Here is a 22,832-nt window from a genome sequence, read left to right on the forward strand (position 1 = left end):
GCGCTTTCCGCTTGTCGGGACTTTCGGCGCCGACGGGCTCGAAGACGAGCGGCAGGCGTGACAGGGCGGGTCGGGCTTGACGCAGGGAGAGGCCATGAGCACGGCATTATCGAGCGCGCGGGGCGACGCGGAGCGCGCTCCAGCTTCTTCCTATGTTCGGTTTTTTTCGCAAATAGGCATCGGCGACGTGCCTTTGGTCGGCGGCAAGAACGCCTCTCTCGGCGAGATGTATCGCGAATTGACCGCCGCCGGCATCCTTGTGCCGAACGGCTTCGCCATTACGGCGGAAGCCTATCGATATACGCTCGATCGCGCGAACGCATGGCCCGACTTGCGGGAGGCGCTCGAAGACCTCGACGTCTCCGACGTCGTGGACCTCGCGCGCAGGGCGGCGCGGGCGCGGGAAATCATCTATGCGGCGGAACTGCCTTCCGATCTGAAGGAAGATATCCGCGAAGGTCTGACGCGCCTCACCGCCGAATATGGAGCCGACCTCACGGTCGCGATCCGCTCCTCGGCGACCGCCGAGGATCTGCCCAGCGCGAGCTTCGCCGGCCAGCACGAGAGCTATCTCAACATACGCGGCGAAGTCGGCGTTCTGGAGGCGGTGCGGCGCTGCTTCGCCAGCCTTTTCACCGATCGGGCGATCCGCTATCGAATCGACAATGGTTTCGATCACTTCAAGGTGTTCAACTCGGTCGGCGTCATGAAGATGGTGCGATCGGATCTCGCGGCCTCGGGCGTCATCTTCACCATCGACACCGAGACGGGTTTCGAGGACGTCGTATTCGTCACCGGCGCTCTCGGCCTCGGCGAAAATGTCGTTCAGGGCGCCGTGGACCCGGACGAGTTTTACGTATTCAAGCCCGCTTGCCGCATCGGAAAAGGCACTGTGCTGAAGCGTTCGCTCGGCGCCAAGAAGATCAAAATGATCTTCTCGAACAGCGGGCGCGCCACGACGCGCAATGTGCCGACCGACGCCAAGGAAGCGGAAAGATTCTGCATCTCGGACGCCGAAGTCGTCGCCTTGGCGGGGCAGGCGATAAAGATCGAGGCGCATTACAGCGCGAAGGCGGGCGTCGCCCGACCCATGGACATCGAATGGGCCAAAGACGGCGTCGATGGACGGCTTTATATCGTGCAGGCGCGACCCGAAACGGTCGCCTCGCGCCGTGACCGCAACGTCGTCGAGGATTACATCATCGAGAAGCGCGGCGCCAAAATCGTCGAGGGCCGCGCCGTCGGAACCTCCCTAGCAACCGGCAAAGCCCGCGTCATCGCGCATTTGAGCGAATTGTCGCAGTTTGTGCCGGGGGAAATCCTGGTCGCGGATTCGACCTCGCCGGATTGGGGAACGGTCATGAAATCGGCGGCCGCCATCGTGACCAATCGGGGCGGGCGGACCTGCCACGCCGCCATTGTGGCGCGGGAACTCGGGATACCGGCGATCGTGGGGGCCGATTCCGCCACGAGGGCGATAAGGACGGGGCAGACGATCTCGGTTTGCTGCGCCGAAGGCGACGTCGGCGGGGTCTATGACGGCAAGATCAGCTTCCGCATCGAGAAGACCAATCTTTCGAGCCTCCCGAGGCCGAAGACCCACATCATGATGAATGTCGGCAACCCCGATGTCGCTTTTTCGCTCGCGGCGCTGCCCAACGACGGCGTGGGCCTCGCGCGCATGGAGTTCATCATAGCAGAATCCATCAAGGCCCATCCGATGGCCCTGATTCACCCGGAGAAAATCGCAGACCCGAAGGAGCGCGCGCAGATCGCCAGACTGACCCGCAACCATGCGAGCCCTTCGGATTTCTTCATCGAGCGCCTGTCCGAAGGCGTCGCCACGATCGCCGCAGCTTTCTTTCCCAAGCCGGTCATCGTCCGGATGTCGGATTTCAAGACCAATGAATACGCCTCGCTGCTCGGCGGCCGCGCCTTCGAGACCAGCGAAGCCAATCCGATGATCGGTTTTCGTGGCGCTTCGCGATACGCCCATCCGGCCTATGCCGAGGGTTTCGCGCTGGAGTGCGCGGCCATGAAGCGTGCGCGCGAGGAGATGGGTTTTAACAATATCCGCCTGATGATCCCCTTCTGTCGAAGAGTGGAGGAGGCCGAAAGGGTGGTCGAGCACATGCGCAGCCTGGGGCTGGAGCGGGGCAAGAACGGCCTCGAACTCTATATGATGTGCGAGATTCCGAACAACGTCATGCTGATCGACGAATTCTCCCGATATTTCGATGGCTTCTCGATCGGCTCCAACGATCTCACCCAGCTCACGCTCGGCGTCGATCGCGACTCCGAAATCGTCGCTTTCGATTTCGACGAGCGTGACGAAGGCGTGAAGAAAATGATCAGGCTCGCGATCGAGGGCGCAAAGCGCAACAACCGCCACACCGGCATATGCGGGCAGGCGCCTTCGGACTATCCCGAGATGGCGGAGTTCCTGGTTCGCCTCGGGATAGACTCGATCAGCCTCAACCCGGACACGGTGATACGAACGACGACAAAGGTGCTGGAGCTGGAAAAGTCTCTGGGGCGCGGCGCCGGGAAGTAAGCCGGCAGATCATACAGCCAGGCCGGTTCACGTCATCGCGAGCGAAGCGAAGCGATCTAGAGCCGCACCAGTCCCTCTGGATCGCCGCGGAGCTTACGCTCCTCGCGATGACGTCGTCAGGCGTTTCCACCTGATTGCTGCGTCGAGCTTTTCACGGCTCCAAAACATATGTCCCCGGAGCAGGACAGATCGACTCCGCCATCGGCGGCGGCGCAACGAAATCTCCCGAGCGCTCGCCGAGCCATCGCGCCCATTCAGGCCACCACGATCCCTCCTTGTGCGGCGCGAGCTTGAGCCATTCGTCGGGATCGGAATAATGATCCTGCGCTTTCTTGGTCAGGACCTGAAAGCCTGCGCGGCGGTGGCCGGGCTCCGACACGATGCCAGCATTGTGCCCGCCGGTCGCGAGAAGATAAGTGACCTCGACCTCGGTGAGCAAATGGATCTTGTAGGTCGATTTCCACGGCGCCACATGGTCGCGCAGCGCGCCCACGGCGAAAATTGGCGCGCGGATGTCGTGGAGGGCGACGGCTCTTCCGCCCGCATGCAGGCGACCCTCGGCGAGATCGTTGTCGAGGAACAGGCGCCGTAGATATTCCGAGTGCATCCTGTAGGGCATGCGGGTGGCGTCGGCGTTCCAGGCCATCAAGTCGCTGAGTTCGTCGCGTTCGCCGAGGAGATAGGCTTTTCTCACATGTGACCAGATGAGATCGTTGGATCTCAGCAGCTGGAAAGCGCCCGCCATTTGCCTGGTGTCGAGATAGCCCATCTCCCACATCAGATCCTCCAGGAAGTGGATCTGGCTTTCGTTGATGAAGAGCGTCAGCTCTCCGGCTTCGGTAAAATCGGTTTGCGCAGCAAGCAGGGTGAGGGATTGCAACCGGCGATCGTCGTCCCGCGCCATCGCCGCCGCGGCTATGGCCAGCAAGGTGCCGCCGAGGCAATAGCCGACCGCGTGAACCCTGGCCTGCGGCACGGCTTTCGTCACCGCGTCGAGCGCGGCCATGAAACCGAGATTGCGATAGTCCTCCATCCCGAGATCGCGGTCGCTCTCAGTGGGGTTTTTCCAGGAAATGATGAATACGGTGAAGCCCTGGTCGGTCAGATATCTGACCATGGAGTTGTGGGCGGAGAGATCGAGAATGTAATATTTCATGATCCAGGCGGGGACGATCAGCATGGGCTCGGGCCGAACCTTGTCCGTCGTCGGCGCATATTGGATGAGCTCGATCAGCCGATTGCGGAATATGACCTCGCCACGCGACGTCGCCAGATTTTTTCCAAGCTGATAGGCTTCGGCGCCGGCGGGCCTTCTACCGTTGGAGGAGCGTTCGAAGTCTTCCAGAAAATTGAAAAACCCGCGCAGGAGATTGGCGCCGCCCTCCTGAACCGTGCGCTCTTGCGCCTCGGGGTTGGTGAGCAGGGAATTGGTCGGCGAAAACACATCGAGCAGCTGCCGCGAGGCGAAATCGACCACGTCCTCATGTTGCTTGGTGACGCCGCCGACATCCGTCGCGGCGCTGTGCCAGAGCTGCTGATTTAAGAGGAAGCCCTGGTAAATGAGATTATAGGGCCATCGCCGCCAGCTTTCATGCGCAAAGCGCCTGTCCTGCGGAAGAGGCTCGATGCAGGGGGCGGCGTCCGGGCCGCGCCAGGCCTCGGTCACGGCGTATTTGGCGAAGCGGGCGGCTTTGCGCATCGCCTTGTCGGCGAGCTGAAGCTGTTTTCCCGGAGAGGCGGCGAGATGCGCCGCCCAATCCCAATAGGCGCCCGCGAGGGCCGCGGGCGAGAGGCCGCCGGTCAAGCGCGCGAGACTGGCGTGCAGGGCGCGGTCCAAAACGTCGGCGGGTTGATCTGTCCTGTGGAGGATTTGCGCCTCGTCGCCCGCGACAGGCCCGCCTGGAGCCGAAGGCGCGATCTGGCTTGGGGCTGCCGATTGCGGCGCGGAAGAGAGGCCCAGATCCGTCTGCTGGAGAGCGGGCTGCCGCTCTGTGCTTAAGCTTTTTGCGTCGTTCATGGACAAGCCGCGTTGCCGAAAGCTGCGGATAGATTAGCACACTTTATTGCATTGCGATGAAGCCGCTTCCTCTGCGCCTCCAGCGTCGCGCATATTCTTCTTTGGCGACCGCGCGGAGGCGCGCTATAAGTTTTTTGCGGCCCCTCAGGCGGTCATCCGACTTGGAAATGCCCCAGGCGCGTGCTGAAGCGAGGCAGGCGCGGACCAGGCGCGAACCGACATGAATCCGTGGGATTTCTGGACTCAGTCCTGGTTTTCGGGTTTCGATTTATATTTGCGCGCCCTCCAGCCGGTCCGAGGGGACCGCTCTGGATTACCCGGCGCCGCGACGGCCCGCGCCTTGGAGGCGCCGGAATGGACGACGCCGAACCGGGAGGTTTTCAACCTGGCGTCGCTTCGCCTGCGTGATTTCTCCCGCGGTGAAAGCGCCGCCTCCAATGTCCTGATCGTGGCCCCCTTCGCCTTGCACGACGCCGGCCTCGCCGACATCGCGCCCGGGCACAGCCTCATCGAGGCGTTGCTTGCGCAAGGATGCGATAGACTCTTTCTGGTCGAGTGGCTTTCCGCCGATTTGAACACGAAGCTGAACACGATCGACACGCAGCTGGCTTCGCTGAACGTCGCCGTGGACGAGATCGGGCCTCCGATCGATCTGATCGGTCTTTGCCAGGGCGGCTGGCTGTCGCTGGTCTATGCGGCGCGTTTTCCCTGGAAAGTGCGACGCCTCGTGTTGGTCGGCGCTCCCGTCGACACGAGGGACTCGAACTCCGTCGTATTTTCGAGGGCGGTCAAGCAGGGCGTCGACGCCTTCATCGACGAGTTCATCAGGCAAGGCGACGGCCTGGTGCTCGGCAGGCACACCAGAAATCTATGGCCGGGAGAATGCGACGATATCTCCCGGGCCGCAAAGGCTTTGGAAATAGCGCTTCCTCTGGAGCGCGAAGAAGACCGCCGCAGCGTGGAGTCATTCGCCCGCTGGGATCGCAGATTGCTGGACCTGCCAGGCCCGTTCTACCGCGAGGTCTTCACCTGGCTCTATCATGAAAACCGCCTGGCTAAAGGAGGTTTTCCTGCGCTCGGAAAGCTCATCGACCTCGCGGGGCTTCGCCTTCCGATCTATCTGCTGGCGGGGGCGCAGGATTGCGTCACGCCGCCGGCTTCCGCCTTCTCGGCGGCTGCTCTGGTGGGCGCGAGCAAATCCGACATAGAGACTGCGCTGGCGCCCTGCGGGCATCATGCGCTGATCATGGGAAAGCGCACGCTCGCCAATGAATGGCCCAGGATTGCGGCATGGCTTCAGAAGTAACTCCGCGAAAGGGTCGACAGTAAATGCCATACGCCAGCAATTGCGACCTGCCCGAAAATTTGCAGCGCATATTGCCCGATCATGCGCAGGACATCTTCCGCGAGGCGTTCAATCACGCCTATGCGGCGCATTCCGGCGAGTTGCGCCAGGAGGAAGCCGCGCATCGCATCGCCTGGGCCGCGGTCAAGCGCAGCTATGAGAAAACGCCGGACGGCTGGCGCCGGCGCAGTTTTCCGCCATCGTGAGATTATTCGAAGGCCCGCGTCCGGATCGAAAGCAAAGCGCTTCGGTCGGCGCTGAGGCCCACCAGGATTTCGAATTCACCGGCCTCGAAGCGCGGCTTCAGGTCCCGGTCCAGCAGCGTGAAGCTTTCCCTGGCGAGGTTGAATTTCACCGTTTTCGTCTCGCCGGGAGCAAGAGAGACCTTGGCCCAGGCTTTGAGCGCCATTTGCGGCTGCGCCACGCTCGCCGCAATGTCGTGGATGAAGAGAAAGACAGTTTCCTCGACCAATGCGCCCGCCTCGTTGACGGCCTCGGCTTCCACCATGATCTCGCCGGCCTCCGCGAAGCTGAACGCGCTCGGGCTCACGCGCAAATTGCCGAGCCTCGCCTGGGAATAGGATAGGCCGTGGCCGAAGGCGAACAATGGTTCCGGCGACAGGTCGATATATTTGCTCGTGAAAGGATTTGTCGCGTTGAACGGCCTGCCCGAAGAACGCTGGGCGTGAAACACCGGGATCTGGCCGGTCTCGCGGGGCCAGGCGAGCGCAAGCCTGCCGGTGGGGTTGAAGCGCCCCGTCAGGACCTGCGCGACGGCGGCGCCCGCCTGGCTCCCTAAGAACCAGGCGGCCAACGTAGCGCCGGCCTTTTCCGCAAGCTCGCCGATGATGAGGGGGCGGCCCGAGCATAAGACGGCGACGGTCGGAACCCCGGTGGAAAGCGCTTCCTCCGCCAATTGGCGCTGGACGCCTGGAAGCGTCAGTCTGGCGCGACTCGCCGCCTCGCCGCTCATGCCGGCGGCTTCGCCGAGGCAGAGCACAACCGCCTCCGACGCCGCGCATATCGCTTTGGCCTGTTCGAAGCCGCTTCGGTCGTCGTCGTTTATCCCACAGCCGGGATGAAAGGATATTTCCGCGTCGGGAAGGGCGTTCCTCAAGCCTTCCAATATCGTGACGCAATTTTCCGGCGCGCCCGCCGCCGACCACGGCCCGAGCATCTCTCCGCGGGCGTCGGCCAGCGGGCCGATGACGGCGAGGCGGCGGAGTTTTGGGGAGAGCGGCAGGACGCCCTTGTTGGTCAGCAGCGTGACCGCGCGCCGCGCGATGTCGAGCGCAAGCGCGTTCGTCTCATGCTGCGCTATTTCCGTCGCTCCGAGGCGGCGGTAAGGATCGTCGAAAAGTCCGAGATCGTTTTTGAGCTTCAGCACGCGCCGGACCGCCCCGTCGATGTCGCCCAAATCGACCAGGCCGCGCTCGAGCGCTTGTTTCAGGCCGCCGACATAGACCCCGCTCACCATGTCGACGTCCACGCCCGCCCTCAGCGCCAGCGCCGCCGCCTCGACCAGGCTGGCCGCGACGCCATGTTCGACGAGTTCGGCGATTGCGGTGTAGTCGCTGATGAAGAGGCCCGAGAATCCGTGTTCCTCGCGCAGGCGCCCCGTCAGCAGGTCCCGATGCATGGACATGGGCACGCCGTTGAGACTGTTGAACGCCGGCATGATCGCGGCGCAGCCCGCCTCGACCGCGGCCAGGAAGGGCGGCAGATAGACTTCCTCCAAGGTCCGTTCGGATATGTCGACCGGCGCATATTCGCGTCCGCCCAGCGCCGCCCCGCCGGCGCAGAAATGCTTTGCCGTCGCCGCGACCGCGCTGCGGCCCGAAAGTCTCGCGCCCTGAAAGCCGCGCACCTTGGCTTTGGCGAAGACGGAAGCGACGAGCGGGTCTTCCCCGGGCCCTTCGGCGATACGGCCCCAGCGCGGATCGCGCGCGACGTCGAGCATCGGGGCGAAGGTGAGATCGAGGCCGTCGGCTGCGGCCTCAGCGGCTGCGACGCGGGCGGAGCGCTCCCACGCCAGCGGATCGAACAGGCCGGCTTCGGCGAGGGGAATCGGGAAAATGGTCTTATAGCCGTGCAGCACGTCGAGCCCGAAGAACAGCGGGATTCCGAGGCGCGTTTCTTCCGTCGCCAGCCGCTGGGCGGCGCGGATTTCATCCCTTCCCCAGATATTGAGGACGCCGCCGACGAAACCGGCGCGGATGTTTTCGGATATGTCGCCATTGCCGATGGGGCCGGTGACGGCCTGCCCCGCGGTGACCAGATTGAGCTGTCCGATTTTCTCGTCGAGGGTCATTTCGGAAAGAAGACGTTCGATCGTCGTCGTCATTTCGCGCCTCTCACGGCCCGCGGCGAACGCGCGCATTGAAAACGCCGCGCACGGGCGAATCCGCTGTTGCCAGCGCCTGCATATTAAGCGCATCATGCGCGCGGCGGCACTCGCTTTCGCACCCAATTGCGGACAGGGAGAATATGACGCGGCGTAAACTCTCTCTCGCCCAGGAAACGCGAGTCATGCTGCGTCTCTTGCGCATGTCTCCCCAGCGTTCGATTCTGTTCTGGCTGTGCATCGCTCTGCTTGTCGTGATCTCGGCCACCGCCTATGGCCAGATCCGGCTGAACGCCTGGAACAAGCCCTTCTATGACGCGCTGTCGAACCGGGACTTTTTGGGCTTCGTCGGCCAGCTCCAAGTCTTCGTCGTTCTCGGCGGCGTTCTTCTGGCGCTGAACGTCGCGCAGACATGGTTCAACCAGATGCTGCGCATGCGGCTTCGCGAGGCTTTGACGCGCGATCTGTTCGACCAGTGGCTGGCCCCGCGGCGCGCCTTCATGATCGCCGGCGCCGGCGAGATCGGCGTCAATCCCGACCAGCGCATTCACGAAGACGTGCGCCACCTCTCCGATCTGACCACCGATCTCGGCGTCGGGCTTCTCCAGGCCACATTGTTGCTGTTCAGCTTCATAGGCGTGCTGTGGGCGCTGTCGTCCGGCGTGGTATTTTTGATCTCGGGCGAGAGCTATGTCGTTCCGGGCTATATGGTGTGGTGCGCGCTGTTTTACGCCGGCGCGGCTTCTCTCGCGAGCTGGAAGGTCGGTCGGCCGCTGATTCCTCTCAACGCCGAACATTATGCGCGCGAATCCGATCTTCGCTTCGCTTTGGTCCATGTCAACGAACATGCCGAGGGAATCGCGGCCTATCGCGGCGAGAAAGAAGAGAAAACCCGGCTCGATCACGAACTCGATCGCGTGCTCGAGATCCTTCGCCGACTCGTGAGCGCGATCACCAATCTGACATGGGTGACGGCCGGCTACGGGTGGTTCACCATCGTCGCGCCGATCATCGTCGCCGCGCCCGCCTATTTCAGCGGCGGGCTGACGCTGGGCGGGCTGCTGATGAGCGCCGGCGCTTTCACTCAGGTGCAGCAGTCGCTGAGATGGTTCGTGGACAATGCGGGCGCGATCGCCGATTGGAGCGCCACTCTGCACCGCGTCATCGGCTTCCGGCAGGCCTTGCTGCAAATGGACAGCGTCGGCGAAGAGACGAGCAGAATAGAAATTTGTGAAAAAGGAGATCGGCTGGTCCTCGATCGCCTGCGCATTTTGTCGCCGGCGGGATGCAGCGTCCTCGACCAGGATCGCATCGAGATCGCGCCGGGCGAGCATGTCCTGGCGGTAGGTCCGCCCGCCTCTGGAAAAACCTGTCTGTTTCGCGCGCTCGCGGGCCTTTGGCCTTGGGGCGAAGGCGCAGTAATTACGCCGGTCGGCGGCGTCATGTTCATGCCCAAGCGTCCCTTCATCCCCGACGGCCCGTTGCGGGACGTGCTCGCCTATCCGCTGCGCGCAGAAGATTTCGCCGAGGAGGACTACGTCTTCGCGCTGACGCGGTTGGGGTTCGCCTATCTTTCGAAGGTTCTGGACCGACGGGCCCGTTGGGACCGGGAATTGACCGAGCGCGAGCAGCAGGGCGTCGCATTCGCCCGGCTGCTTCTCCATAAGCCCCATTGCGTGGTGATCGACGGGGCTGTCGGCGCGCTGGCCGCAGACCTGCGCAAGACCCTGTTCCAGATATTTTCCAAAGAGCTCAAAAGCGCCGCCCTGCTGTGCATAGACGGCCCTCAGGCCGAGCCAGATTGTTTCGATCGCGTCGTCCATTTGAACCTCGACCGCGAAGGAGAATGTCTGAAGGAAGAGGCGGCGTAGCGCCTGCCGCAACTGCTTCGCAGTCACCGCGAGGAGCGCGTGCGACGCACAGAGACTCGAAAGTTGAACCGTGAGCGCCAGACGAAGGACGCATTATAGCGACGAAGCGCTGATCGATTTGGCGCAAAGGGAAAGCTTTCGTTATTTCTGGGACGGCGCACATCCGTCTTATGGCCTCTCCCGCGATCGCATCGGCGTCGCAAAGCAGCCCGAGAACGACATCGTAGCCATCGGCGCCACCGGCTTCGGCTTCATGGCGATCGTCGTCGCTGCGGCGCGCAACTGGGTGAAGCGCGAGGAAGCGGTCGAGCGCCTGAGCTTGATGCTGGACGGCCTCGAGCGCGCAACCAGCTATCACGGCGTCTTCGCCCATTTCATAAACGGGCGCAGCGCAGCAACCATTCCCTTCAGCCGCAAGGACGACGGCGGCGACCTCGTCGAGACTTCCCTGCTGTGCCAGGGCCTGTTGTGCGCGCGGCGCTATTTCGACGCGGTTGCGCTTCCCGAGACAAGACTGCGGGAGCGCATCACGGCGCTTTGGGAAGATATCGAATGGAGCTGGCATCTGCGCGAGGGCGCCCGTGCGCTCACCTGGCATTGGAGCCCCAACAACGGCTTCAGCCTCGGGCATGAAATCAGGGGCTGGAACGAATGTCTGCTGACCTATGCGCTCGCCGCCGGCGCGCCCCGCTTCGGCGTCGATCCGATGTGCTATCACGAGGGATGGGCCCAGAGCCGGGGATTTCTCAACGGCCATAGCTATTATGGCGTCGAGCTTCCGCTCGGGCCCGCGTTGGGCGGGCCGCTTTTCTTCGCCCATTATTCCTTCTGCGGGCTCGACCCCCGCGGTTTGAAGGATAGATACGCAGACTACTGGCGTCAGAACTGCGCCCATGTGCAAATCCAGATCGAACATTGCAGGCGCAACCCGGGCGGCCATGCGGGATATGGAGTCGATTGCTGGGGCCTCACCTCCAGCGACGATCCTCAGGGCTACCGCGAGCATTCTCCGCAGGAAGACGATGGCGTGATTGCGCCGACCGCCGCGCTCTCGAGCTTTCCCTACGCCCCCGAGGCCGCCATGGCGGCCCTGCGCGGTTTTCATCATCGCCTGGGAGGCAGGCTTTGGGGCCGGTTCGGCTTCGTCGACGCCTTCCAGGAAAGCACCGGCTGGATCTCCGATGCGCATCTCGGCATCGACCAGGGGCCGATCGTGGCGATGGTGGAAAACTACCGCTCCGGGCTGTTGTGGGCGCTGTTCATGGCCGACCCCGACGTGCGGCGCGGCCTGCGCAGGCTGGGGTTCGAAAGTCCGCATTTGCGCAGCGGGGCAGGGGAGACGGCGTGAGGCTCATGAGCGAGGATCGGGATCAGCTGGAGACATGGATGGCCCGGCAATATGCGGTCTCGGCCGCGGGCATGCTGCGCGCCGTCTCCGCGACCGCGCTGGTGAAAGAGCGTCCTAGTTTCGGGCAGACGATAAGGCCGGTGCGAGGCTCGGTTCTGGCCTCTCCCGAAACCGCCTCCTATGATCCGAACCCGGATTACTTTTTTCATTGGCTGCGCGATTCGGCCATCGTCGTCGACGCCCTGCGGACGCTGATCGAAGAAAAAGCCCTCGGGCCGGAGGCTGCAGGGCATCTCGACGATTTCGTCGATTTCTCGCTCGGGCTTTGCCGGCTGAACGGCCCGGAGTTTCTACAGCGAGGGGATTTTCGGGCGAGGGCCGCGCCGGAAGCGCTGAAGTGGCTTCGTTCCGATGAAGAGCTTGCCCAGGTCGTCGGCGACCGCGCGCTCGGCGAGGTGCGCTACAATGCGGACGGAAGCTTCGATCTCATAAAGTGGTCGAGGCCGCAGAACGACGGACCGGCGCTGCGCGCTCTGACGATCATGCGCTTTACGGCTCTTCCCGTCTTCTGCGAGCCGGCCCGCGAAGATCGCGTTCGTGCGCTGATCGATTACGATCTCGATTACACGCTGGCGCATTGGCGCGAGCCCTGTTTCGATCTCTGGGAGGAAGTCTCGGGGCATCACTATTACACCCGCGCCGTGCAATATGCCGCGCTCACTGACGGCGCGGTCTGGCTCGCCAAACGCGGCGATGCGACGCGCGCGCAAAAATGCAAGGAGGCCGCGCAAGAATTGCTCGGCTGTCTCGCAGATCATTACGCCGCCGAAGGCGTCTATCTCAGCCGCGTTCCGGGCGCCGCCGTAACGCCCTTGGCCGCGCCGCCGCGCCGGCTCGACATCGCGACGCCGCTCGCCGCCGTGCACGCCCGCCGCGCCGAGGGGCCGCACAGCGTTCTCGATCCCGTTCAGTTGAATACACTCGCGCGCATCGAAGAAATGTTCGACGCCGAATATCCGATCAATCACGGCCGCGGCGCCGATTGCGCCCCCGCCCTCGGCAGATATTCGGGCGACGTCTATTACAGCGGCGGGGCCTATTATTTTTCCACTCTGGGCGCGGCCGAGTTCTATTATCGTTTCGCCGAAGCGGTCGCGAAGGGCTTGGCCATTCCCGTTTCGGCGGACAACCGCGCCGCGCTCTCGGCGCTGTTGCGCGAGCCCGAGCAAGCGCTCGCCGGGGACTTTATCGGCGAGGAGCTGCGGGAGCGGCTCTTTACGGCGATGCTCGATCGCGGCGACGCCTATATGGCCACGGTGCGGAAATATGTTCCGCAGAGCGGGGAATTGTCCGAGCAGTTCAGCCAGCAGGATGGAACGCAGACCTCGGCGAAAAACCTCGCCTGGAGCTATGCGTGTTTCATCACGGCTTGCGCCGCCAGGGCGGCGGCGCGCCGCCTTTAGAGTGTTTTCGAGCGAAGTGGATACCGGTTCGCGTGAAGAAAACACGATGAAACAATGGGATCTAGAGACTTTCATGTTTCATCGAACAGGAAAGCGCTCTAATTTTTTGTCTTTACGCGTCTCCCACGCCGAACCGGCGTCCACTTCGGCTGGAAACGCTCCAGAAAGTAAAGCCATGGGCAGTCTCGGGACAGGGTTGGTCGCAGACATCGGCGGCACCAATGCGCGCTTTGCGCTGATCGAGCCGGACGGCCGCATCTCCTGTCCGTGGCGCTGTCTGGTCGACGACCATGCCTCCATGGCCCAGGCGATCGAGGTCTATCTCGCCCATGCCGGCGAGGCTCGCCCGCGCCAGGCGGCCCTCGCCGTCGCCGGTCCGGTGATCGGGGATCAGGTGACGATGACGAACCACCCCTGGTCTTTCTCGATTCAAGCGCTCGCGCAGTCGCTCGGCTTCGATCGTCTCAGAGTGGTCAACGATTTCGTCGCCAATGCGCTCGCAATACCGCATCTGACGGAGGAAAGCCGCGCGCAGATCGGCGAGGGAGTCCCGGTTCCCGGCGCGAGCATCGGCGTGATCGGCCCCGGCAGCGGTCTCGGCGTCAGCGCGCTGGCCCCGTCGCCCGCGGGCCTGACGCCGGTGGAAGGCGAAGGCGGGCATGTCACCATGTCTCCCGCCGACGAGAGGGAAAGCCTCGTGATCGAGATCCTGCGCCGCCGCTACGGGCATGTTTCGGCGGAGCGCGTTCTTTCCGGTCCGGGCCTCGTCAATATTTATTCCGCGCTTTGCGAGGCCGCGGGCGCGGTCGCGCACGATTATATCCCGGAGCAGATCAGCGACCCGTCGATTTTGCAGAAGGACGCCCGCGCCGGCGAGGCGCTGGCGATGTTCTGCGCCATGCTCGGGACCGTGGCCGGCAATCTCGCTTTGACGCTGGGCGCGCGCGGCGGCGTCTATATCGCCGGCGGCATCGTGCCGAGGCTCGGGGATTATTTCGAGCGCTCGCAATTCCGGCGGCGCTTCGAGAGCAAAGGGCGCTTTGAAGCCTATCTGAAGAATATCCCGACTTATGTCGTCACCCATCCCGCGCTGGCGCTGCTCGGCGCCGGCGCGCTGCTGGGTTGAGCGCAATCAGGCCGCGAGCGCCGCCCGCGCGCGCACCGCGTCCCGGATCGGCGCGAGTTCTTCTTCGGTGAAGGTTTCCTTTTCGAGCAGGCGCGCCGAGGTCTCTTCATGAATGGAAGCGCAACTGGCGAGGATGGCCGTCGCCCGTTCGAACGCCTTTTGAATGAGGGCTTTTACGGCGGCGTCGATATGAGCGCTGGTTTCTTCGCTCGCGAGCGGCTGCTGCGGGAGCATTCCGGCCGCGTCCAGATAGCGCGGGCGTTCGGCGGCGTAGATCGCCTGGCCGATCGCGGGCTCCATGCCGAAACGCGAAACCATCGAGCGGGCCATTTCGGTCGCGCGCTGGAGGTCGTCGGCCGCGCCCGTGGTCGGCTCCTTGAATATTCTTACTTCCGCGGCGCGGCCGCCGAGCAGCACCGTGATACGGTCGAGCAGCTCGCTGCGCGTCATCAGATAGCGGTCTTCGGTGGGCATCTGCATGGTGTAGCCGAGGGCGCCCATGCCGCGCGGAATAATCGAAACCTTCTTGATCGGATCCATCCGCGGCAGGGCCATGGCGACGATCGCATGGCCCATCTCGTGAAAGGCGACGATCCGCCTTTCTTCGGGGTTGATCAGCTTCTTGCGCTTCTCCGGGCCGGCCAGCACGCGCTCCACCGCGGCGGTGAAATCCTCCAGCGAGACCGATTGCGCGCGCCGCCGGGTCGCGATCATCGCCGCCTCGTTGACGAGATTGGCGAGATCGGCCCCGGTGAAGCCCGGCGTCAGCGCTGCGATCTGCGCGGGATCTGCGTCCGGGCTCAGTTTTATTTTGCGCAGATGGACCTGCAGGATCTCGGCGCGGCCGTTCTTGTCGGGCCGGTCGACGGAAATCTGCCGATCGAAGCGCCCCGCCCGCAGCAGGGCGGGATCGAGCACTTCGGGACGATTGGTGGCCGCGAGAAGCACCACGCCGATGGTCGGGTCGAAACCGTCGAGCTCGCTCAGCAGCTGGTTCAGGGTCTGCTCTTTTTCGTCGGCGCCGCCCGAGAGGCCGGCGAGGCCGCGAGCCCGGCCCAGCGCGTCGAGCTCGTCGATGAAGATGATGCAGGGAGCGCTGGCCCGCGCCTGGGCGAAGAGATCCCTGACTCGCGCCGCGCCCACCCCGACGAACATTTCGACGAATTCGGAGCCGTTGATGGAAAAGAACGGAACCCCCGCTTCGCCCGCCACGGCGCGGGCGAGCAGGGTCTTGCCGGTGCCGGGCGGCCCCACCAGCAATATGCCTTTGGGCATGCGGGCGCCGAGGCGCATATGGGTCGCCGGGTCTTTGAGAAAGGCGACGATTTCCTGCAGTTCCTCCTTGGCTTCGTCGACTCCGGCGACGTCGGCGAAACCGGTGTGGGTGTCTTTTTCGACGAAAATCTTGGCCTTGCTCTGTCCCACCGACATCAGCGAGCCGATGCCCCCGCCGGCGCGCCGGGCGAACAGGCTCCAGATGAAAAAGAACAGCAGCGTCGGGATCACCCAGGAAAGCAGGGTCGTAAACCAGCCTTGCTCGGGAACGCCCGAGAACTTGACCTTGGCGGTCTCCAGCTCCTGCGCGACATTGGGGTCGACGCGAACCGCGACGATTTCCTTGTGGCCGTCTTTCTGAGGCTCTTTCAAGGTGGCGCGCACATATTGGCTGGAAACCGCGACCTCGGAAATCTTGTCGTCGGTCAGAAGCTTGTAATATTCGCTGTAGGGAACGACTTCGGTCTGCTGGGCGCTGCTCCAGAACTGCTGCAACAACAGCGCGCCGAGCACGAAAAACAACAGTGCGCCTATGTTGGCGTACCAAGTCTTTTCCATAGCGGCCGCCTCGTTTCGCCCAGTTCAGAATACATTTCCCGGAGAATTTTGGAAGCCGCCGCGCCCTCGCGATTTCGAGCCGGCGGGATTTTGCGATAGGGGTGCGCTCCAGTTTATTGATCGGGAGCGATTTCTATGCCGCCGGACGATTCCGTCCGGCCGATAAACGCTCCAAAGGTCGAGAACCATGCAGGCCGAGTTCCGCGTCGCGACCTTCAACCTGGAGAATCTCGAATGGACCCCGACCGGGGAGGAGGCCTTCGCGCGCCGCAAAGCCGTGCTGGACCCGATGCTGCGCGAACTCGACGCCGACGTTCTATGCCTGCAGGAGATAGGGGCGCACAGGCCGTCGGCCCATGCGCCGCGGCGCTTTACCGCGCTCGACCGGCTGCTTTCGGGCGGCCCTTACGAAAATTACCATCGCGCCGCCAGCACGCGGCCGGGCGGCCCGTTTCCCGCCGATGTTCATAATCTCGTGATCCTGAGCCGTTTTCCGATTCTGGAACGGCGACAGATTCACCACGACATCGTCCCGAGGCAGAGCTGGCGGCCGCCGCATGAGGGCGGCCCCGAGCCCGAGCCGGTCGAGATCGCGTTCGACCGGCCGCTGCTCTACGCCTGCATCGCTCTGCCAAACGAGACGCGGCTGCATGTGATCGATCTCCATCTGCGCGCGCCGCGGCCGGCGCCCGTGCCGGGAGCGCTCGGGGCGAGAGCGGTCGCGGAGGGACAATTTCTGGCGGCGCAGAAGCGCGAAGGCCAGGCGCTGGAGGCCCGTCTTTTCGCCGAGACTCTGTTCGACCTCGAGGCGGATGCGCGGATCGTCGTCTGCGGCGATTTCAACGCCGACGAACATGACGCGCCGACCCGGATCCTCGCCGGAGAAGGCAAGGACGAGGCCCATCTGTTTCGCCCGATGGAAGAATTCGTCCCGCAGGAAAAGCGTTACAGCGTCATTCATGCCGGAAGGCCGACGCTGATCGACCATGTGCTGGCCTCGCGCTCGCTGGCGCGGACCTGCGCCGGCGCTTTTCTGCTCAACCGGGGCCTCGAGGATGAAGTTTACGCGCCCGAACCGATCGTCGGATCGCTTCATGCGCCCCTCGTCGCGTCCTTCCGCCTCGAACCCACAGAGGGGCCCTGGCGGCTCGAGCTTGGCCCGAATGGGCCAGCCGGGTTAGCCCGTTTCGGGTAATGTTTAATCTAAGCTATTGAAAGTAACCGTATTAACTTGTGTGGCCTTTACTTAAGGCGCTCGCACAAGGGGCTTGCGGCGCGCCTCGTTAGGCGCCATGTTTGGATCAATGACAGACCCTCACGAAACCAAACTGGTCGAAGCGCTGAGGAAGGTCGACGTCCATGGGGACATCGCGCCGGCTCATGTGCAAGACCCCATGACCATGGTTCTGCGCCAGACCGCCATCCAGGCCGATCTCATGCGCTGGGACGACAGCCGCGGCCATTATGTGCTGACAGGCACCGGCCGCAACCGCATAACGGCTCGAAACCGGGCGCCCGGCGCGGTTCTGCGCTTCCGGAGGCGCGAGGAAATCGAAGAAACCGCCAAACCGCAGCGCCAGGCGGACTGATACGAAATCCGCTCGATTGGAGCGGCATTTCGTATTCGTAGGAAAATCTCCGCCTGGAGCGCGCGTCGAGGGCGGGGCTGTCCCGCTTTCCCGTAGGGCGTTGTTCCCTCATCGCGATAATTTCGCCGCGGCTTGGCGCGCGTCAGTCTTTCGAGCCCGTCGGCGCGCGGTGTTTGTCCCGCTGCGGCCGAATCCTCTTGGCGTGGTCGGGCTTGCCGTGCTCGGCGAGACGTTCGATCTTCACAGGCTCGCCGCCCGGACGGCGGATATTGGCGCTGAACAGTTCCGCCGCGTCCTGCGCCACCTCGAACTGCGTCTCGTGATCGAAGATGCGGATCGCGCCGACGTCCTGCTTCCTGATGGAGCCCTTGCGGCAAAGCATGGGGAGCAGCCATTTCGGATCGGCGTTCCTCTTGCGGCCGATATCGAGCCTGAACCACACCGAACCCTGCGGAAACCTCGTGGCGGCGGCCGGCCGGCCTGCCGACGGCTCGCGGCTTCTGAGCGGCTCCTCGCCGGGATCGGCGACCTCCTCCACCGCAGGCAGGCGCGAATAATAGAGTCGGATCAGGGCTGCGGCGAGCCTTTCCGGGGTCGCGTCGGCGAGCAGCAGGCGCCCGAGCTCCAGCTCCTGCTCGGTCGGGGTTTCCGCCAGCAGCGGATCCTTGAACAGACGCTCCTGATCGAGCTTGCGGATTTCGTCCGCCGTCGGCGGGCCGCTCCAGATCGCGCGCACCCCCGCCTCTCTGAGCAGCATTTCCAGCCGGCGGCGGCGCGACGGCGGCGTCAGCAGGGCGCTGACGCCCTTGCGGCCCGCGCGGCCGGTTCGGCCGCTGCGATGCTGCAGGGTCTCTGCGTCGGTCGGCAGTTCCGCATGGATGACGAGACCGAGTTGCGGCAGGTCGATGCCCCGTGCGGCGACGTCGGTCGCGACACAGACGCGCGCGCGTCCGTCGCGCAGAGCCTGCATCGACTGGTTGCGTTCGTGCTGGCTGAGCTCTCCCGAAAGCAGAGCGGCGGAAAAGCCACGCTCGATCAGAGTCGCGTGCAGGTGGCGCACCGATTCGCGCGTGTTGCAGAAGACGATGGCCGTCGGCGTTTCGAAGAAGCGAAGCAGGTTGACGACCGCGAGCTCGATCTCCTTGGGACCTACGCGGACCGCGCGATATTCGATGTCGGCGTGTCCCCGGTCGCTGCGCTCGACCTCCACCCGCAAGGGATCGCGCTGGTAGCGCTTCGCCAGCGCCGCGATCGCCTTGGGCATGGTGGCGGAGAACAGCAGCGTGCGCCGCTCGACCGGCGCGGCGTCGAGGATGAATTCGAGATCCTCCCTGAAGCCCATGTCGAGCATCTCGTCGGCTTCGTCGAGCGCGACGACCTTCAGCGAAGCGGCGTTCAGCCCGCCGCGTTCGATGTGATCGCGCAGCCGGCCCGGCGTGCCGACGACGATATGTCCGCCCTCGGCGAGCTGGCGGCGCTCGAGATGGGGATTCATTCCGCCGACGCAGGCGATGATTCTGGCGCCTGCATAGGAATAGAGCCATTCCAACTCACGGCGGACCTGCAGGGCGAGTTCGCGCGTCGGGGCGATCACCAGCGCGAGCGGGGCTCCCGCCTGCGGCAGGCTCTGCGCGTCTCCGAGAAGCTCGGGAGCCATGGCGAGGCCGAAGGCGACCGTTTTCCCCGAACCGGTCTGGGCGGAGGCGAGGATGTCGCGAGAGCGCGCCTCGGGCGCCAGCACCGCCGATTGAATCGGGGTCAGGTCGTTGTAGTTGCGCTCGCTGAGCGCGCGGGCCAGCGGAGGGCTGGCGTGCGGAAATGTCACTTGAGGTTCGCCTGTCTAAGAAGTGCTGCGGGCAGGTTTCCGGGACTGGCCGGACTGCCCGATTTTCATTGATCCAGCATTGAGGAATAGCTTCGCTTGATTGCATCCCAGCTCCGCGCATCCCTGATATTGTCGGCGAGCGCCAGGCCCTTCGGAGTCAATTTGCGAAAAAGCCAAGCGGTTCGATAGATTCCAGGGCCGTCGATGAAGCCCTGCGCCAACAATAGATCCAGATGCGCGCAGACAGTCTCCGCCGACTGTCCCATCCTCAGCGCAAATTCGTCCAGCTCGAGAAAAACCGCCTCGGGCGGCGAGCGCTCGAGCGGTTCGAGCGCCAGCATCAGGTCCCTGAGCAGATCGACGTTGCGGCGCATTGAACCGCCTAGCGTGAAAACACGAGCTGGACAAGCTTATCACGCCGCCGGCGAGTTTCGCGCAGATTATTTTTCTGCGGGCAGCAGCGCCAGTAGATCGGCCATCTTGGAAGCCGCGGAAGGATTCATCATGCCCACGACGTGATAGCCCGCGTCGACATGGAGAACCTCGCCGGAAACGCCGCGCGACATCGGCGACAGGAGATAAACCGCGGTCTCGCCCACTTCCTCGATGGTCACGACGCGGCGCAGCGGCGAATTATATTCATTCCATCTCAGAATATAGCGGAAGTCGCCGATGCCGGAGGCGGCCAGGGTCTTTATGGGCCCAGCCGAGATGGCGTTGACGCGGATGTTCTTCTCCCCGAGATCGGCCGCGAGGTAGCGCACCGAAGCCTCCAGCGCCGCCTTGGCCACGCCCATGACATTGTAATGCGGCATCCATTTCTCGGCGCCGTAATAGGTGAGGGTAAGTAGGGAGCCGCCGTCCTTCAGCAGCTTTTCCGCGCGCTGGGCGATGGCGGTGAAGGAGTAGCAGGAGATCGCCAGCGACTGGTTGAAGTTTTCCAGCGTGGTGTCGACATAGCGGCCGTCGAGCTGGTCCTTGTCCGAATAAGCGAGACAATGGACGACGAAATCGAGCTTGCCCCAGAGTTTTTCGACCTCTGCAAAAACGGCGTCGATCGTTTCCGTTTCCGAAACGTCGCAGCGTCCCACCACCGTCGCGCCGAGTTCGGCGGCGAGAGGCCGGACGCGCTTTTCCAAAGCCTCGACCTGATAGGTCAACGCCAGCTCCGCTCCCGCGTCGCGCGCGGCCTTGGCGATGCCCCATGCGATCGAGCGGTTGTTGGCGACGCCGAGAATAAGTCCCTTCTTGCCCGCAAGAACGCCGCTGAAAGGCGCGCGAGTTGACGACGATCCTTGTTCAGTCATCGAGATGTCCGTTTTTTGCAGGGGATTGGCTTCACTATGCTCCCGCGCCGTTTAGCCCGGTTTGCGCGCGAAGGAAACCCTTCGGGCTCAGCCCATCAGTTTCAGCGCGACCATGAAGAGGCCGAACAGCACGGCCGAGACCACCGTCGTCAGCGCGGCCTTCTTCAGCAGCATCGGAGCCATGGGCGCGCCCGGATCGGAGCCGGCCGGAGTCTCGCCGTCTTCGTGTAGCGAGCGCACGCCGAGTGGGAGAATGGCGAAGAGGACGATCCACCACATGGTGAAATAGACCGCCACGGCGACTGAAGTTTGGATGGGCATGAGGCGCCTCTCTTAAACACGCTTTCCGGCGCATTCAGCCCCTGAAGCGTCGCGACGTTTCGCGCGGATGGTCGAGCCTACCATGAAGCGGAAGGCGGTTCGCCGCAATCGGACGACGAGGAGGCGTCTTGCGCGCGCGGCTTACGCTTGCTCGAGTTCGACCAGCGTGCCGCAGAAATCCTTCGGGTGCAGGAACAGCACCGGCTTGCCGTGGGCGCCGATCCTCGGCGATCCGTCTCCCAGAACGCGGGCTCCTTCGCTCTTCAGATGATCGCGCGCCTTGACGATGTCGTCCACCTCGTAACAGACATGGTGGATGCCCCCGGCGGGGTTCTTTTCCACGAAAGCGGCGATGGGCGAGTTTTCGCCATAGGGCTCCAGCAGTTCGATCTTGGTGTTGGGCAGTTCGACGAACACGACCTTGACGCCATGTTCGGCCACGATCTCCGCCGGTCCGACTTTCGCGCCGAGCGTGGAGGCGTAAACCTTCGAGGCCTTTTCGACGTCGGCGACGGCAATGGCGACGTGGTTGAGGCGTCCAATCATATTGCGATGCTCCTCATGACGATATGAGACCGTCTGTAGGCGAAAAAGCGCCGTCGTAAAAGTGGGCAAAATAAAAGGAAGCGGCTTTCGCCGCTTCCCGGAGATCGAGCGATCGCGCTTGCGAGCAGGTTCAGCGAACCGGAGGCAGCTTGGCCGGATTGGGCGTGTTCAGGCAGGTGGGATGGCCCCAGCCGCTGGTGCTGATGCCGTTGCCGCCGACCGTTCCGGTCGAGTTGTTCGGGATATCGAAGATGATGTTGTCGGGATGGGCGGTGTCGCCGCCAAGGCCCGCCACGCCGCCGATGCCGCCGGTCGCGAGGAAGTCGTACGCGAGAATATGGCGGACCTGCCAGGCGATCATGTGGTCGGTGCAGGAGGTGTCGCCGCTGACGCCGACGGCGCCGACCTTCGCGCCCGAATTGTTATAAAGCGCAAGACCGCCGCCGAAGACGTTCACGCCGCCGACCGGCCGTCCGACCAGCGGATCGTTGGCCGTGCCGAAGTTGGCCGCGTTCGGGGTCGAGCCGTCCGCATTGTGATAGGCGTCGGCCGGATCGACCGGATTGCTGAACTGGAGGCCGAACAGGCTGCCGCCGTCGCGCGTCGCCGAATAGAGATTGGCCGTCGACAGCGCGAGCTTGCCGTTCGAGCTGGCTCCGCCCACCGCGCCGAGGCTGAGGCTGTTGGCGGTGGCCGACTTCTGCGCGGAAATCACGCGGCTCGCGAGCCACTGATCCGTATAGGAAGCGCCCGAATAGGCGACGGCGCAGACCGTGCCGTCGTTGGCCACGACGGTCGCCCACATGTTGAAGCCGAGGCCGCCGTTGATGCCCGACTGGACCGCCTGGGAAAGCGCCGCCTTGAGGGCGCTGTTGAAGCTGGCGGCCTGAGTGGAGCTGAGGCCGGCGCAAGTCGCCGGCAGCGTGCTGGCCTGGGCCGAGCCGGCGAGCGCGCTCACTCCAGCCGCCGCAGTCGCGGCGATCATAAGTCTTTTTAACATTTAACTGTCCTTTCTAGTCGAAAGTCTTGGTTTTTGTCGCTAAGCAACGGCGTTGCCGGCCAACTACGGACAGAACCATGTTCAGAAAAAAACGCGCTTCCCGCGCAGTTCCGCTCGTATGACGAGCAACGGAAAATCGCGCCTGATCAAAAGGACGGAGCGTAATTCCTTTCGCGATGTCCTCGGACTTTTCGCGGAAAATACGTTCCGAGGATGCGCGTCAAACAGGCGTTCCCCCAGTTAGCCTCAGTTGCCTCGAACGCGGCGAGAGCTAAGGCGTTTTTTCTGAATTGTCAAAATTATTTCCAGATTGTCAAAATAGCGCTCGGTCAATCTTCATCCC

The 22,832-nt window shown here is 63.7% G+C and carries 18 protein-coding genes; 9 read left to right on the forward strand and 9 right to left on the reverse strand.

What is annotated here, in order from left to right; all coding sequences use genetic code 11:
- Positions 1-94: 94 nt before the first annotated feature.
- Positions 95-2,554 carry a phosphoenolpyruvate synthase gene (ppsA, locus tag H2LOC_RS18265; protein WP_136497292.1) on the forward strand — a complete coding sequence of 820 codons (2,460 nt, stop codon included), beginning with the start codon at positions 95-97 and terminating at the stop codon, positions 2,552-2,554.
- 151 nt (positions 2,555-2,705) lie between these two features.
- On the opposite strand, the gene H2LOC_RS18270 is transcribed toward ppsA, so the two are convergent.
- On the reverse strand, positions 2,706-4,571 hold the full coding sequence (locus H2LOC_RS18270; RefSeq protein WP_136497291.1) for a PHA/PHB synthase family protein: 1,866 nt from the start codon (positions 4,569-4,571) through the stop codon (positions 2,706-2,708).
- A gap of 220 nt (positions 4,572-4,791) precedes the next feature.
- Here H2LOC_RS18270 and H2LOC_RS18275 point away from each other — a divergent pair, with 220 nt between their 5' ends.
- Both H2LOC_RS18275 and H2LOC_RS18280 read left to right on the forward strand, forming a co-directional pair.
- Complete coding sequence (locus tag H2LOC_RS18275) at positions 4,792-5,877, forward strand: alpha/beta fold hydrolase (protein ID WP_154331717.1); 1,086 nt, start codon at positions 4,792-4,794, stop codon at positions 5,875-5,877.
- 23 nt (positions 5,878-5,900) lie between these two features.
- Positions 5,901-6,122, forward strand: coding sequence for a ChaB family protein (locus tag H2LOC_RS18280; RefSeq protein WP_136497288.1), 222 nt, complete (start codon positions 5,901-5,903; stop codon positions 6,120-6,122).
- Between the two features lie 2 nt (positions 6,123-6,124).
- Here the strand turns inward: H2LOC_RS18280 and H2LOC_RS18285 are convergent, their stop codons facing one another.
- Complete coding sequence (locus tag H2LOC_RS18285) at positions 6,125-8,260, reverse strand: glycoside hydrolase family 3 N-terminal domain-containing protein (RefSeq protein WP_154331718.1); 2,136 nt, start codon at positions 8,258-8,260, stop codon at positions 6,125-6,127.
- Positions 8,261-8,403: 143 nt separating this feature from the next.
- On the opposite strand from H2LOC_RS18285, the gene H2LOC_RS18290 reads away from it, so the two are divergent.
- From H2LOC_RS18290 to H2LOC_RS18305, 4 genes are all read left to right on the forward strand, one after another.
- The gene (locus H2LOC_RS18290) at positions 8,404-10,131 is read left to right on the forward strand and encodes an ABC transporter ATP-binding protein/permease (RefSeq protein WP_136497287.1); all 1,728 of its coding nucleotides are present in this window, start codon (positions 8,404-8,406) and stop codon (positions 10,129-10,131) included.
- Positions 10,132-10,201: 70 nt separating this feature from the next.
- A complete protein-coding gene (locus H2LOC_RS18295) occupies positions 10,202-11,479 on the forward strand; it encodes a glucoamylase family protein (RefSeq protein ID WP_136497286.1) in 1,278 nt (425 codons plus the stop codon).
- 5 nt (positions 11,480-11,484) lie between these two features.
- A complete protein-coding gene (locus H2LOC_RS18300) occupies positions 11,485-12,942 on the forward strand; it encodes a glycoside hydrolase family 15 protein (protein ID WP_202620496.1) in 1,458 nt (485 codons plus the stop codon).
- A 175-nt stretch (positions 12,943-13,117) separates the two neighbouring features.
- Positions 13,118-14,068, forward strand: a complete 951-nt coding sequence (locus tag H2LOC_RS18305; RefSeq protein ID WP_136497285.1) for a glucokinase — start codon at positions 13,118-13,120, stop codon at positions 14,066-14,068.
- A 6-nt stretch (positions 14,069-14,074) separates the two neighbouring features.
- On the opposite strand, the gene ftsH is transcribed toward H2LOC_RS18305, so the two are convergent.
- Positions 14,075-15,901 (reverse strand): ATP-dependent zinc metalloprotease FtsH, encoded by a 1,827-nt coding sequence (gene ftsH, locus H2LOC_RS18310; protein ID WP_136497284.1) that lies wholly within the window; start codon positions 15,899-15,901, stop codon positions 14,075-14,077.
- Positions 15,902-16,088: 187 nt separating this feature from the next.
- Here ftsH and H2LOC_RS18315 point away from each other — a divergent pair, with 187 nt between their 5' ends.
- Complete coding sequence (locus H2LOC_RS18315; RefSeq protein WP_136497283.1) at positions 16,089-17,096, forward strand: endonuclease/exonuclease/phosphatase family protein; 1,008 nt, start codon at positions 16,089-16,091, stop codon at positions 17,094-17,096.
- Between the two features lie 109 nt (positions 17,097-17,205).
- Entirely contained in the window at positions 17,206-17,490 is a 285-nt protein-coding gene (locus tag H2LOC_RS18320; protein WP_136497282.1) for a hypothetical protein, read from the forward strand.
- A gap of 142 nt (positions 17,491-17,632) precedes the next feature.
- Here the strand turns inward: H2LOC_RS18320 and H2LOC_RS18325 are convergent, their stop codons facing one another.
- From H2LOC_RS18325 to H2LOC_RS18350, 6 genes are all read right to left on the reverse strand, one after another.
- On the reverse strand, positions 17,633-19,315 hold the full coding sequence (locus H2LOC_RS18325; RefSeq protein WP_136497281.1) for a DEAD/DEAH box helicase: 1,683 nt from the start codon (positions 19,313-19,315) through the stop codon (positions 17,633-17,635).
- A 65-nt stretch (positions 19,316-19,380) separates the two neighbouring features.
- Positions 19,381-19,689, reverse strand: coding sequence for a DUF2513 domain-containing protein (locus tag H2LOC_RS18330; RefSeq protein WP_136497280.1), 309 nt, complete (start codon positions 19,687-19,689; stop codon positions 19,381-19,383).
- A gap of 66 nt (positions 19,690-19,755) precedes the next feature.
- Positions 19,756-20,622, reverse strand: a complete 867-nt coding sequence (gene fabI / locus H2LOC_RS18335; RefSeq protein WP_136497279.1) for an enoyl-ACP reductase FabI — start codon at positions 20,620-20,622, stop codon at positions 19,756-19,758.
- 87 nt (positions 20,623-20,709) lie between these two features.
- Complete coding sequence (locus H2LOC_RS18340; protein WP_136497278.1) at positions 20,710-20,943, reverse strand: DUF1467 family protein; 234 nt, start codon at positions 20,941-20,943, stop codon at positions 20,710-20,712.
- 141 nt (positions 20,944-21,084) lie between these two features.
- A complete protein-coding gene (gene mce / locus H2LOC_RS18345) occupies positions 21,085-21,489 on the reverse strand; it encodes a methylmalonyl-CoA epimerase (RefSeq protein ID WP_136497277.1) in 405 nt (134 codons plus the stop codon).
- A 130-nt stretch (positions 21,490-21,619) separates the two neighbouring features.
- Positions 21,620-22,489 (reverse strand): heme-binding protein, encoded by an 870-nt coding sequence (locus H2LOC_RS18350; protein ID WP_246206885.1) that lies wholly within the window; start codon positions 22,487-22,489, stop codon positions 21,620-21,622.
- Positions 22,490-22,832 lie beyond the last annotated feature (343 nt).

The sequence above is a fragment of the Methylocystis heyeri genome, assembly GCF_004802635.2.
Taxonomy (GTDB): Bacteria; Pseudomonadota; Alphaproteobacteria; order Rhizobiales; family Beijerinckiaceae; genus Methylocystis; species Methylocystis heyeri.